Source organism: Denitrificimonas caeni DSM 24390 (assembly GCF_000421765.1).
GTDB classification, from domain to species: Bacteria; Pseudomonadota; Gammaproteobacteria; order Pseudomonadales; family Pseudomonadaceae; genus Denitrificimonas; species Denitrificimonas caeni.
The window spans coordinates 286245-299184 of record NZ_ATXQ01000003.1; the positions used below are offsets into that span (position 1 = coordinate 286245).

The following is a 12940-nucleotide window of genomic DNA, read 5'->3' on the forward strand; positions in this document are numbered from 1 at the left end:
TTTGTATTTACAGGTATTAACGTGACTGATCAAGACAATCCCCTCCTACAAGATTTCGACTTACCAACCTACTCAGCGATTCGCCCAGAGCATATCGAGCCGGCCATTGATAAAATTCTCGCCGAAAGCCGTGCCGCGATTGCGCAGCTGTTAAGTAACCAGCAGCAACCAACCTGGGACAGCTTAGTGTTACCGATGGACGAGCTTGGTGCACGCTTGGGCGAAGCATGGAGTCCGGTCAGCCACCTGAATGCCGTGTGCAACAGCCCAGAATTACGCGTGGCTTATGAAGCCTGCCTGCCTAAACTGTCTGAATTCTGGACAGAAATGGGACAAAACCGTGCATTGTTTGATGCCTACCAAGCCCTAGCAAAAAGCCCTGCGGCTGAGCAGCTTTCGATTGCACAAAAAACCATTTTAGAAGATGAACTGCGTGATTTTCGCTTGTCTGGTATTGATTTAGAGCCCGCTAAACAAAAGCGTTACGGCGAAATCCAAATGCGTCTCTCAGAGTTATCCAGCAGCTTCTCTAATAACTTGCTGGATGCGACCCAAGCTTGGACCAAGCACATCACCGATGAGCAAGCACTGGCGGGTTTGACCGACTCAGCCAAAGAGCAAATGGCTCAAGCCGCGCAAGATAAAGAACTCGATGGTTGGTTAATCACCCTGGAGTTCCCAAGCTATTACGCTGTGATGACCTATGCTGATGACCGCAATTTGCGTGAAGAAGTCTACCGCGCCTACAGCACACGCGCCTCTGATCAAGGTCCCAATGCTGGCCAATTGGATAACTCCCCAGTGATGGCAGAGATCCTTGATTTGCGCCTAGAGCTGGCGCAGCTGCTGGATTTTAAAAACTACAGCGAGCTGTCGTTGAGCACGAAGATGGCTGAATCTACCGAACAGGTTCTAACCTTCTTGCATGATCTAGCCGAGCGCAGCAAACCTTTTGCTCAGCAAGATTTAACTGAATTACGCGCTTTTGCGGCAGAGCATCATGTCGATGATTTAAACAGCTGGGATATTGGTTATTTTAGCGAGAAACTACGTGAGCAGCGCTATGACATCAGCGAAGAAGAGCTGCGCGATTATTTCCCCATCGATAAAGTGCTCAGCGGTTTATTTGCCATTGTTGAACAACTCTACGGCATTCAAATTACTGAGCTAAGCGATTTTGATAGCTGGCATCCAGACGTGCGTCTGTTTGAAATCACTGAAGACGGCAAACATGTCGGACGTTTCTTCTTTGACCTGTATGCCCGCTCGCACAAACGTGGCGGCGCGTGGATGGATGGTTCACGGGATAAATACCGCGATTCCAATGGCACGCTGATCAATCCAATCGCTTATCTAGTCTGTAACTTCACCCCAGCCAGTCAAGGCAAGCCTGCATTACTGACTCACGATGAAGTCACCACCTTATTCCACGAGTTTGGTCATGGTCTGCACCACATGCTGACCCGAATTGAATTTGCTGGTGCTTCCGGAATCAACGGCGTGGCCTGGGATGCAGTCGAGCTGCCAAGTCAGTTTATGGAAAACTGGTGCTGGGAACCAGAAGGTTTAGCGCTGATCTCCGGGCACTATGAAACGCAACAAGTGCTGCCTAAAGCACTGCTGGATAAAATGCTTGCTGCACGTAACTTCCAGTCGGGTTTAGGCATGCTGCGACAGATTGAGTTCTCTCTGTTCGACTTTGAGCTGCACTGCAGCCATGGTGATGGTCGTAGCGTACTGGATGTTCTAAACGCGGTACGAGAGCGTGTGGCAGTAATGGCACCACCGTCGTGGAATCGCTTTGCTAACAGTTTTGCCCATATTTTTGCTGGCGGTTACGCTGCTGGTTATTACAGCTACAAGTGGGCTGAAGTGTTATCGGCTGATGCGTTTTCACGCTTTGAAGAAGAAGGCGTACTCAATCCAGTTACCGGTCGCGCTTTCCGTGATGCCATCCTCGCTAAAGGTGGCTCACAATCACCGATGCAGCTGTTTATTGAATTTCGCGGACGCGAGCCAAGCATTGATGCATTACTGCGTCACAGCGGCCTTAGCGACCCTCACGCGGCATAACAGGCGAGATGATCATGACGACGTCAGACAAGATTCCAGAGAATGAAACTAGAAAACGCTTTATCGCCGGTGCAGTATGCCCAGCTTGTCAGGTCATGGATGGCATTCGCATGTGGGAAGTCGATGGCGTGCCCAACCGCGACTGCGTGCATTGCGGCTACAGCGATACGCTAAATGCCGACGGCAACTCAATTCCTAATGAATTGGCGACACGGGTGAACGTCAGTGCCCTGCAAAAGCCTAAAGACACAAAAGGCCAAGCACTGCAGTTTTTTCCCAACCCGAAGCTGAAAAAATAAAATCATCTACCCAATATAAAAAACGGCCCCGAAGGGCCATTTTTTATTACTCCAAGAACCTTATTTAGCAAAAGGCGCTGGACGCGGTGTTGCTGCTGTTGATGGCGGCAGAATCGGCATTGCAAAACTTGGCTGCTCACCGGTTAAGCTTTTCAAGAAAACGGTAATCTGCGCAATCTCTTCTTTCTCGAGTTTGCGGCCTAACTGTAAACGCGCCATCACATCCACTGCTTCTTCCAGATTCCAATAGGCACCATCATGGAAGTATGGGTAAGTGAGTTCGACGTTACGCAGGGTTGGCACTTTAAACTTAAAGCGGTCTAAGTCATCACCGGTCAAACCGGCAACACCTTCTGCAGGGTTCTTAGTTTCATAAGCTTCAATCACGCCCATCTTCTGGAACGAATTACCACCCGCTGCAGGACCATTGTGGCAGGCAGTACAACCGACATCTTTAAACAGTTTGTAGCCTGCTTTTGCATCAGCACTAAGTGCTGCTTCATCACCTTTGAGCCACTTATCAAAAGGCGCATTCGGTGTGACTAAGGTTTTTTCAAATTCAGCAATCGCATCAGTCACTTCATCGATAGTGATCTTGTCGACTTTGTAGACATCTTTAAACGACTCTACGTACTGTGGAATAGAGGCCAGAACGTCCACTGCTAAATCATGGGTAAAACCCATTTCCATAGGATTAGCAATCGGACCGCCAGCCTGCTCTTTCAAGTCAGCAGCACGGCCATCCCAGAACTGCGCCAAGTTTAAGCTTGAGTTCAATACGGTTGGCGAGTTGATTGGCCCTTCTTGCCAATTATGACCAATCGATGACGGCAAGTTATCACTGCCACCCATGCTTAAGTTGTGGCATGAGTTACAAGAAATAAAACCTGACTTAGATAAACGTGGATCAAAAAATAACTGCTTACCCAACTCAACTTTAGCTTGGTCGGTGACCACTGCAGGCTCGATCGGTTGAATCGGCTCGTTTTTTTGTGGTGCAGCAAAGGCAACCACACTCATGCTCACAGTGAGCGCTAATACAGATAATCTAAGCATCAGGTTATTCCTCTCTGGAACTTAATATATTTCTTGTAAGCATAATGATGGATAGTTCATACCTTTGAGTTGACCCTGGTCAAAGCACACGAGGATGCAGCAGATGAACTCATATTGAAGGCCTCTTAACTGCTACCAAAGTGAAGTGAAGCGAGCCCTTGACACTTATGTTGCTTGCGCTTGCGCAACACTTAACGGATCCAATGCTTGCATCGCCGCATATTGGCTAACAAAAACTTGGCCACCGAAGTGTTGCAAGAATTCCGAACGGTGCAACTGATCCATTACCGGACCTTTCACCTCAGACAAATGCAACTGTATACCGGCAGCAGTGAGGCGCTCGGTAATGGCCTCCAAACTGTCTAAAGCGCTGGCATCTATTAAATTCACACCGGAGCACATCAACACTAAATGCTGGCAGTTGGGGTAATCCACCATCAAACGCGTAATGCTTTCTTCCAAATAGCGAGCATTGGGAAAGTACAGGCTTTCATCGACGCGCAAAGACACCACCTGCTCACTCTGCACCACATTAAAACGCTCGATATTGCGAAAGTGCTCACTACCCGGTAATTGCCCAACCACCGCAATGTGCGGACGACTGGTACGCCACAGAAACAATAACAGCGATAAGCTAACGCCCATGATGATGCCGATTTCCACGCCCATAAACAGCACACCAAAAATGGTTGCGGCCTGAGCAAAAAAGTCTTGTTTAGAAAAACGCCAAGTGCGCTTTAAAGAGCCTAAATCGACGAGACTGAGTACTGCCACAATAATGGTCGCAGCCAATACCGCATGGGGTAAATTGTGAAATAACGGGGTAAAAAATAGTGCCGTAACGGCAATACCAATCGCAGTTAAAACACCTGCCATCGGCGTTCTCGCGCCTGCATCAAAATTAACAATCGAGCGTGAAAAACCACCGGTGATTGGAAAACCACCGCTGACTGCTGCGGCAATATTAGCAGCACCTAAACCAACTAATTCTTGGTCTGGATCAATTCGTTCGCGGCGTTTGGCAGCTAGGGTTTGCGCAACCGAAACTGATTCAACAAAACCTACCAAGCTAATCAATAAAGCTGCAGGTAATAACTGCATGGCCAATTGCCAATCCAGCGTTGGCAAGCGCAATACTGGTAAGCCCTCTGGAATTGCACCGACCACTTGCACACCGCTGCTTTCTAAGTTGCCCAGAGTAACCACAACAACCGAGACAATAATAGTGACCACCGGCCCCATTTTCGTCAGGCTATCGGCCCAGACTGGAGTGCAGCCTAACTGCAGCAGCCAACCTTTTAAATGGGTACGCGACAACTGTAAAAATAACAGCGATAAACCGCCAATCAGCAAAGTTGGAAAATTCACATAAGGAATCTGTTCAGCCAAGGACGGCAGTAATTGCGACACCGTTTGTCCGTCGGCTTTGACGCCTAAAATATGTTTGAACTGGCTTAAAGCAATCAGCAAACCTGAAGCACTGATAAAACCTGAGATCACCGGATGGCTTAAGAAATTAGCCAGAAAGCCTAAACGTAACAACGCCATCAGTAACAAAATCAGCCCAGATAACGCGGCCAATAACATTGCTGCACCGATATAAGCCGCAGACTCAGCGGCAAACAGAGGGCCTAGCGCCGCAGCCGTCATCAGTGAAATGACCGCCACTGGCCCCACCGCTAAAGTACGACTTGAACCAAAAATCGCATACAAAAATAGCGGCGCAATACTGGCATACAACCCAGTGATGGGTGGTAAGCCTGCCAGCATGGCGTAAGCTAAACTTTGCGGAATTAACATCAAGGTGACGATCACCGCAGCTAAACCATCTTTACCTGCGGTGACTCGATCATAGGTAGCGGCCCAGTCTAAGCAGGGCAGCCAACGCTGCAGTTTCACTTATGTTTATCCGCCTCAAAATCACAGGCCGCAGGTTCATTTGCAGCATGCGGTTCGTGATCTAAAATAGTCGGCTTGGCCAGCCACTCACGGCCTTTCAACAACATATCGAAGTAAATGGTTGGCATCCAACGGGCTTTCAAAATCCACGCCAAGCGACGCGCAACCAGAGGATCAAGTGGAAAGGTAGGCAGTAGTTTGCCGCCATAACCAAACTCAGCAAGAATAGTTTTGCCGCGCTCAACCACCAACGGGCAAGCGCCATAGCCATCGTACATAGCACGCGGACCACGACCAGCCAGCACCGCGAGGACGTTTTCAGCAACCACTGGTGCTTGCTTACGCACGGCAGCAGCGGTTTTCGCATTGGGCGCAGAGCAGACATCGCCTAAGCTAAATACCGTGCCAAAACGCGGATGACGTAAGGTGTCATGATCCACCTCCAACCAACCTTCAGCATTGGCCAACACACTTTCGCGGACAAAGCGTGGCGCGCGCTGCGGTGGCACAACATGCAAGAAATCAAAGGATTTCTCGATGCGCTGTTGATTGCCTTCGGCGTCCGTCACTTCAAACCAAGCCTTACCCGCTTCACCATCGACTTCCACTAAATTTTGCTGGAAGTTTAACTGCACTTGGTATTTCTCAATGTATTTCATCAATGGTGGAACAAAGTCAGCCACACCAAAGAGCACGCCGCCGGCAGTACAAAACTCGGTTTCTATTTGGCTGAGCACCCCTTCTTTCTGCCACCAATCGGCAGACATATATAAGGCTTTCTGTGGTGCACCGGCGCATTTAATCGGCATCGGTGGCTGGGTGAAAATAGCCCGGCCTTTGCGTAGGTTTTGTACCAACTGCCAAGTGTATGGCGCCAACTCTAAGACATAGTTAGAGGTCACACCATTTTTACCAAGGGTCTCACGCAAGCCTTTGATTGCATCCCAATGCAGCTTAAGACCTGGACAGACAATCAACGAGCGATAAGCCAATTGGCGGCCATCCTCTAACACAACAGTATTCTGCTCTGGTAGAAAACCAGTCACGGCGGCGCGAATCCACTGCGCTGCTTTTGGGATGCACTGCACCATCGGCCGCTCAGTTTGTGAACGAGTAAATACGCCGGCACCGACCATGGTCCAACCCGGCTGATAGTAATGTTGCTCGCTGGGCTCAATCACACCAATACGCAAACTGGCATCTCGTTTGAGCAAGCTCGCAGTGACCGCACAACCTGCAGCACCAGCGCCGACCACTAACACATCATAGCGATTGCTTTGTGCCGTTTGCGTTGCGTTGGGCACACAAACTTGTTCACTCCAACGCTGCTGTAAACGCGGTAGTAAACCAGCTAAGTCATAGCCTGCGGCTTTAGCAGTATCGAGTACTCGTTGAGAATCCAGACGATGCGCTTCGCTCAATGCCCACAAGCTAGATGAACGCGTCCCGGTACGACAAAACGCTAAAACAGGGCCCTTAACTTGAGCAAGCAACTGTGCAAAATCAGCGACATTTTGATCACTGATCTGCCCTGCAATCACCGGTAAATAATGATATTGCAAGCCCGCCGCTTGCGCCGCTTCAGCTATTTCGGCGCTGCTTGGTTGATCTTCACCTTCTTGATCAGGACGATTATTAATCACGGTCAAAAAGCCTGCAGCGGCAACCGAGGTCATATCTTTGGGCTGAATTTGCCCTATAACCGATAAAAAAGGTGTGAGCTGTTTGGTCGCTTCCATCTGGCGTTCTCCAAAATCAAAGTGCGTTGAGCGGTATTTTTAAATAGCGTACACCGTTATCTTCCGCGGGTGGCAATTCACCTGCACGCATATTAATTTGTACTGATGGTAAAATCAGCGTGGGCATCGATAACGTCGCATCACGCGCGCTACGCATGGCGACAAACTCTTCAGCGCTGATCCCCTCACGCACATGAATGTTGTGCAGACGCTCAGCAGCGACCGTGGTTTCATTGCAATATTCTTCACGCTCTGGAGCTTTGTAGTCATGGCACATAAACATGCGCATGCTGTCTGGTAAGGTGAATAAACGCTGGATGGAATGATATAAAGTGTGCGCATCGCCGCCGGGGAAATCACAGCGTGCAGTGCCGTAATCAGGCATAAATAAGGTGTCACCGACAAACACCGCATCGCCAATCACATAACTTAAGCAGGCTTGAGTATGGCCAGGCGTGTGCATGACTTGCACGGTCAAGCCGCCCACTTGCAGGGTCTCGCCATCTTTGAGCAGTCGATCAAACTGACTGCCATCGGTCGCAAACTGCGGCTCCACATTGAACAGTTTGGAAAATACTTTCTGTACCGCAGTAATCTCAGCACCAATCGCTAATGTGCCACCCAATTGCTGCTTCAGATAAGGCGCGGCAGATAAATGATCCGCGTGCACATGAGTCTCTAATAACCATTCAACGGTTAACTGCTGCTCTCGGACAAAGGCCACAATTTTCTCAGCGCTGTCAGTGTTGGTGCGACCTGAGGCGGGATCATAATCGAGTACTGAGTCAATAATGGCGCAAGACTGCGACTCAGGATCACGCACGACATAACTGTAGGTGTAGGTAGCTGGATCAAAGAAAGCAGTCACTGCAGGTCGCATCGCACGCTCCTCACTGAAACACTATACAAATCGATATTAAATCATACACGAAAATAAAGAATATACTTATAACTGTTTCGTATATGGATAACTATGGCCATATTTTCGAGACAAAAAAGGCACCACGAGGGTGCCTTGAGTGTTGGTTACAGAATGCAGTCTGCAACCAACTATTTTTTATCACACTGCTTGGTGCCGCAGGTGTTCACGCCAATAATACTGTAAGCAGGGCAGCTGCCTATGGCGCCGGTAATAATCGGCACAATACCAATCCAGCCCCACCAGCCAATCACATTAGTCAAAGCCAATCCAACTAAAACAAGACCGACAATAATGCGCAGACCGCGGTCAATTGAACCCATATTGCTTTTCATGATGAATTCCCCTTTGCTGTTATAAAGGTGCTACACCATCAATATACTATACATTATGATAAATTGTTCAATTAACGTATCGTCTTACAACGCTGCCAGTCGACACACGTTATTCGGTTCCGCTGCAAAAAAGCTGGTAGAGGGTTTCAATCACAGCCAGTGCTTGCGGACTACTGATACTGTAATAAATCTGTCGTCCATCACGGCGTGTATCTACTAAGCCTTCACGGCGTAATACGCCCAGTTGTTGTGACAGCGTTGGTTGGACAATTTTTAAACGATCTTCCAACTCTCCAACATTCATCTCGCCAGCAACCAACTGACACAGCAGCAATAATCGATCAGGGTTACCCAATGCTTTCAGCAACTGACCGGCCTCGTCAGCATTGTCGCGCAGTTGATCAATATCTATTGAAACAGCAGGTTTACTCATTGGAAACATCCTAAAGCACGTCGTCGTCCAAGCACCAACTACCGAATAAGAAAGCTCTTATCAAGCGCAGCACTTCAACATATTATTGATAATTAAAAGCAATACTACCTTGATACCAAGGTTCTCGAAACAGGGCTGCAGGCATAAGCACAGAAGCAAAAAACATATCCATTACTGGATTCTGATTGGCATCTTGCCAGTGTTCGCCCACTTAGTAGCTTGATGCACAATAAGTATTTTTATTTAAGGAAGCTCTGAATAATGTTAGCGAGGCAGTCAGGGCTAGGCAAAAATCAGCGAAAAAGCGCAGTTTACAGGTAGTAAATGAGCATTTTGAGCTGATTTTTAACAACGTCCTGACAACGTAGGTAAGTATTCAGCGCTTCCTTAACTCTTCTCGGGCACCAATAACGCCCAGAGCAAACCCCACAACAAAGCGCCTGCACCCAACCAGAATGCGCCCTGCAGAGTGCCACTTGCCGCTAGCCACTGAGCAGTGAGCCAAGGGCCGGTGAGCTGAGTAAAACCATATAAAGCCACCAGCCCTGCTGATAAACGTGGACCTTGATGCGGATGCAAAGTGCGCGCTAAGCGCTGAGTTAACAGTACAGTACCCAAGAAAGTACCGCCCACTAATAAGGCGCAAAGTAAGACACCCAAGGCAGCAGGCAGTAATAGAACCGCCAGCACGCCCAGCAACTGCAAAATGTAATTAAGACGTAGCGCTAAAGCATCACCGATCCGCGCACCTAACTTATTCCACACCCAAGGTGAAGGTAAGGTCACTAACGCCACCACCAGCCAACTGCCATCGACTAAAAAGCTGCCCGGCTCAAGCTTGATACTGGCCAACATCGGCAAAAAGGTCATCGGCAAAATATAGCCTAAGCCCGCGCCAGCATAGGACAAAAACAGCGGTGTACTGGCCCGATCAAACAAGCGCGTTGAGCGAGCTTCACCACTTTCTGTCGGTAAAACCACCGGTGCAGGAATATCCAACACAGCTAGCTGTCGCCAACCCCACCATGCTAAAGGCACACTGAGTAAAAAGGCCGGCCACCAGCGTTCTGCGCCCTGCAGCCACTGCGCAGGCACCGCCACCAAAGCACTGGACACCAACAAGCCGGCACCGACACCCAGGTAGACCAAGCCACTGGCCGTCGCTCGTCCATGCCGCGCCAGCCATTCCAAAATTAATGACGGCGCTTGCACAAAGACAATACCGTTGGTGATGCCGTTAATCAGGCGTAAAGCCGATAAACTTTCAGCGCTTTCAGCTTGGGTTTGTAGCAGCGTGCATAACACGTTAATGGCCAAGGCCCACGGCAAGACTTTATGGATCTGCTCAACGCGGTGCCAACGCATGGCCAGTAACGCACCGATTAAATAGCCAAGATAATTCCAACTGGCAACATCAGCGCCCTGCTTCAGACTCAACAAGCCGTCTTTAACCAGCCAAGGCAGCAATGGGGTATAAATAAAACGCCCAAGGGTGTGCACCACAAGCAGCACTAGGGCACCGGCAACGATCACCCGTAACAAGTCTGGAGTTTTCTGAGTCATAAATTGTGCTTATTATTAAAAAGCCAGTCTGCAGTGCTTTCAAACACTGTTCTTTGCGACATTAGTGGTACATCTCGTCTATGGCGTGATTGCGGCAATCCGCGACACATGCGCCAAGAACGACTCACGCCAAACGGCCTGCTGCGGTAGCGCCACAAAAAAAGGATTCAGATAGTTCTCTTGCGCAGCATAGGTCAGCGGTTGTCCTTGGAGATTCAGCACTTGACCGCCTGCTCCCTCCAACACACCTTGCGCGGCAGCAGTGTCCCATTGCGAAGTTGGCGCTAAGCGTGGATAAAGATCCGCAGCGCCTTCTGCCATCTGACAAAACTTCAGCGAACTACCGACATTCACTAAGCGCAGCGTCGGAAAGTTTTCCGCCAAACGCTCTAGCAAAGCTTCTTGTTCTGGACTGCTGTGTCTTTTACTGGCGACCACAGCCAATTCATCCTGCGGCGCGCTGCGCATGTGTAGGCTTCGGGTAGCGCCATCCGCATCACGACAAAAAGCACCGAACTCTGCGCCGCCATAGTAGATCGCCGAGGTAACCGGCACGCCGACCACACCAAACACCACCTGACCGTGCTCAATCAGCGCGACATTCACCGTGTACTCAGCGCTGCCGCTAATAAACTCTTTGGTGCCATCTAACGGATCAACCAACCACCAACGCGTCCACTGTTGACGTTCGCTCAGAGCAATAGCGCAATCTTCTTCCGAGAGCACCGGAATGCTTGCATCCAAAGCCGTCAATCCTGCCGCCAGCACTTTATGCGCGGCGATATCTGCTGCTGTCACCGGTGACGCATCCGCTTTCGTTTGCACAGCCACATTGGCTTGCCAGTACGGCAAGGTTGCTTGACCGGCAGCCTGTACCAACTCCAGCACGGGATCAATAAGAGGATGGATCATAAGGTCAACTCACCACGCTGCTGTAATAAGTCACGCACCACATACATCGCCGCTAAAGCACGGCCTTCAGTAAATTGTGGATGCTCGAGCAAGCCCAACAGGTTACGCAAGTTCACAGTTTCAACCCGCATCGGTTCCGGCTCATCGCCCGCTAAACGCGACGGGTATAAATCCCGCGCCAACACCACTTGAATACGCTGACTCATATAACCCGGCGATAAACTTAACTCGGTAATAAACTCTAAAGAGCGCGCGGCAAAACCTGCTTCTTCTTGCAGCTCACGATTGGCTGCTTGCAAAGCATCTTCACCCGGATCAATTAAGCCTTTAGGCAGCGACAACTCATAGGCTTCACTGCCCGCGCAATATTCTTCCACCAACACCACATTTTCTGCATCAAGCATGGCGACAATCATCACCGCACCTAAACCGCCGGCCTTACCACGCAAACGTTCATAGGTGCGTTCTACACCATTACTGAAACGCAACTGCAATTGTTCAACACGAAAAATTCGACTACGCGCCACTTCTTCGCTGGCCAAGATGACTGGTTTTTCCCGCATAACAAAACTCCCAATGCCGATGCAGGTATCATAGCGCGCTTGCACACACAGTTTTAGAGAGATTTAACTATGCAACTGCTGCCTTGGGAGAAAATTGATACCGTTTTATTGGATATGGACGGTACTTTGCTCGACCTGCATTTTGATAATCATTTTTGGCTCGATTACTTACCGCAGTGCTATGCCGAGAAAAACGGGCTGTCACGCGCAGCAGCCGATGCGTATTTACAGCCTTTATTTGCCTCTTACAGCGGTCAGCTGAATTGGTATTGCGTTGAGTTCTGGAGTAAAACGCTGGACCTACCGATCAAGCAAATGAAACGCGACACCGCGCATTTAATTGACCTACGCGCCAATGCCGATGATTTTTTAGCCGCGCTCAAACAGGCTGGCAAACACACTGTATTAGTGACCAATGCGCATCGGGATTCACTGCATATTAAACTTGAAAAAGTACACTTAGAGCCACTGCTCGACATCATCGTCAGCTCGCATGATTACGGCTATCCCAAAGAAGATCAGCGTTTTTGGCACAGCCTCAGCCAGCAGATTGACTACCAGCCTGAGCGCAGTTTATTTATTGATGACAGCCTTCCAGTGCTGCGCAGCGCCCAGCGTTATGGTATTGGCCATCTGCGTGCAGTATTGCAACCGGACAGCCAAGGCCCAGATAAAAACGGTGAAGAGTTTATTGCTTCCACTGACCTACTCAGCTTAGTCAGCAATCTATAACGGCAATAAGAGGCTCATTGACAGTCGACACTGCGCTCGCTACAACTATCAGCAAGCCATAACAATAAGAGAGCGCAGTCCATGCAGCAGAATAGACCCAGCACCTTTACCAGCTTCGCAGAGTTTTATCCCTATTACTTATCCGAACATAAAAACCACACCAGCCGCCGTTTACATTTTTGCGGCACCCTTGCTGTACTGAGCATTGCCGCTTGTGTTCTTTTCGGGGTCATTAATGCATGGTGGTTATTGGCGCTACCGCTGTGTGGCTATGGTTTTGCCTGGCTCGGACACTTTGTCTTTGAAAAGAATCGCCCTGCCACCTTTCAGCATCCGTTTTATAGCTTGGCAGGCGACTTTGTGATGTTTAAAGATATGTTAATCGGGCGTATTGCTTGGTAGCCCTCGCGCCTGCAT

General features: G+C 49.4%; 13 protein-coding genes. 4 read left to right on the plus strand and 9 right to left on the minus strand.

The genetic code is table 11. The annotated features are described in order from the left end of the window. Positions 1-21: 21 nt before the first annotated feature. On the plus strand, positions 22-2073 hold the full coding sequence (prlC, locus tag H591_RS0106680) for an oligopeptidase A (protein WP_022966176.1): 2052 nt from the start codon (positions 22-24) through the stop codon (positions 2071-2073). Positions 2074-2087: 14 nt separating this feature from the next. After that, positions 2088-2372 (plus strand): YheV family putative zinc ribbon protein, encoded by a 285-nt coding sequence (locus H591_RS0106685; RefSeq protein WP_022966177.1) that lies wholly within the window; start codon positions 2088-2090, stop codon positions 2370-2372. Between the two features lie 60 nt (positions 2373-2432). Here the strand turns inward: H591_RS0106685 and H591_RS0106690 are convergent, their stop codons facing one another. The 9 genes from H591_RS0106690 to nudE all read right to left on the minus strand — a co-directional run bounded on the left by H591_RS0106690 (position 2433) and on the right by nudE (position 11791). Further along, the gene (locus H591_RS0106690) at positions 2433-3392 is read right to left on the minus strand and encodes a cytochrome-c peroxidase (RefSeq protein WP_408605537.1); all 960 of its coding nucleotides are present in this window, start codon (positions 3390-3392) and stop codon (positions 2433-2435) included. A gap of 201 nt (positions 3393-3593) precedes the next feature. Next, complete coding sequence (locus H591_RS15005) at positions 3594-5327, minus strand: SulP family inorganic anion transporter (protein WP_022966179.1); 1734 nt, start codon at positions 5325-5327, stop codon at positions 3594-3596. Continuing rightward, positions 5324-7066, minus strand: coding sequence for a bifunctional protein tyrosine phosphatase family protein/NAD(P)/FAD-dependent oxidoreductase (locus H591_RS0106700; RefSeq protein ID WP_022966180.1), 1743 nt, complete (start codon positions 7064-7066; stop codon positions 5324-5326). The genes H591_RS15005 and H591_RS0106700 overlap by 4 nt, the downstream gene beginning before the upstream one ends. Positions 7067-7082: 16 nt before the next feature. Next, the gene (locus tag H591_RS0106705; RefSeq protein WP_022966181.1) at positions 7083-7946 is read right to left on the minus strand and encodes an MBL fold metallo-hydrolase; all 864 of its coding nucleotides are present in this window, start codon (positions 7944-7946) and stop codon (positions 7083-7085) included. Positions 7947-8116: 170 nt separating this feature from the next. Next, the gene (locus H591_RS0106710) at positions 8117-8320 is read right to left on the minus strand and encodes a YgaP family membrane protein (RefSeq protein ID WP_022966182.1); all 204 of its coding nucleotides are present in this window, start codon (positions 8318-8320) and stop codon (positions 8117-8119) included. 109 nt (positions 8321-8429) lie between these two features. Beyond that, entirely contained in the window at positions 8430-8753 is a 324-nt protein-coding gene (locus tag H591_RS0106715; protein ID WP_022966183.1) for an ArsR/SmtB family transcription factor, read from the minus strand. 387 nt (positions 8754-9140) lie between these two features. Beyond that, positions 9141-10316: a YbfB/YjiJ family MFS transporter gene (locus H591_RS0106725; RefSeq protein WP_022966185.1), complete on the minus strand. Its 1176-nt coding sequence runs from the start codon at positions 10314-10316 to the stop codon at positions 9141-9143. Positions 10317-10394: 78 nt separating this feature from the next. Beyond that, positions 10395-11228 carry a 3'(2'),5'-bisphosphate nucleotidase CysQ gene (gene cysQ, locus H591_RS0106730; RefSeq protein WP_022966186.1) on the minus strand — a complete coding sequence of 278 codons (834 nt, stop codon included), beginning with the start codon at positions 11226-11228 and terminating at the stop codon, positions 10395-10397. After that, complete coding sequence (nudE, locus tag H591_RS0106735) at positions 11225-11791, minus strand: ADP compounds hydrolase NudE (protein WP_028244242.1); 567 nt, start codon at positions 11789-11791, stop codon at positions 11225-11227. The genes cysQ and nudE overlap by 4 nt, the downstream gene beginning before the upstream one ends. A gap of 69 nt (positions 11792-11860) precedes the next feature. Here nudE and yrfG point away from each other — a divergent pair, with 69 nt between their 5' ends. Continuing rightward, entirely contained in the window at positions 11861-12523 is a 663-nt protein-coding gene (gene yrfG / locus H591_RS0106740) for a GMP/IMP nucleotidase (RefSeq protein WP_022966188.1), read from the plus strand. Between the two features lie 81 nt (positions 12524-12604). Further along, the gene (locus H591_RS0106745; protein WP_022966189.1) at positions 12605-12925 is read left to right on the plus strand and encodes a DUF962 domain-containing protein; all 321 of its coding nucleotides are present in this window, start codon (positions 12605-12607) and stop codon (positions 12923-12925) included. Positions 12926-12940: the final 15 nt, after the last annotated feature.

Excerpts from the sequence above, each read along its gene's own strand:
- H591_RS0106705 (WP_022966181.1), bottom strand. The coding sequence starts at position 7,946 with ATGCGACCTGCAGTGACTGCTTTCTTTGATCCAGCTACCTACACCTAC.
- H591_RS0106700 (WP_022966180.1), bottom strand. The coding sequence starts at position 7,066 with ATGGAAGCGACCAAACAGCTCACACCTTTTTTATCGGTTATAGGGCAA.
- nudE (WP_028244242.1), bottom strand. The coding sequence starts at position 11,791 with ATGCGGGAAAAACCAGTCATCTTGGCCAGCGAAGAAGTGGCGCGTAGT.
- H591_RS0106725 (WP_022966185.1), bottom strand. The coding sequence starts at position 10,316 with ATGACTCAGAAAACTCCAGACTTGTTACGGGTGATCGTTGCCGGTGCC.
- H591_RS0106745 (WP_022966189.1), top strand. The coding sequence starts at position 12,605 with ATGCAGCAGAATAGACCCAGCACCTTTACCAGCTTCGCAGAGTTTTAT.
- H591_RS0106685 (WP_022966177.1), top strand. The coding sequence starts at position 2,088 with ATGACGACGTCAGACAAGATTCCAGAGAATGAAACTAGAAAACGCTTT.
- yrfG (WP_022966188.1), top strand. The coding sequence starts at position 11,861 with ATGCAACTGCTGCCTTGGGAGAAAATTGATACCGTTTTATTGGATATG.
- H591_RS0106710 (WP_022966182.1), bottom strand. The coding sequence starts at position 8,320 with ATGAAAAGCAATATGGGTTCAATTGACCGCGGTCTGCGCATTATTGTC.
- H591_RS0106690 (WP_408605537.1), bottom strand. The coding sequence starts at position 3,392 with ATGAGTGTGGTTGCCTTTGCTGCACCACAAAAAAACGAGCCGATTCAA.
- H591_RS0106715 (WP_022966183.1), bottom strand. The coding sequence starts at position 8,753 with ATGAGTAAACCTGCTGTTTCAATAGATATTGATCAACTGCGCGACAAT.
- cysQ (WP_022966186.1), bottom strand. The coding sequence starts at position 11,228 with ATGATCCATCCTCTTATTGATCCCGTGCTGGAGTTGGTACAGGCTGCC.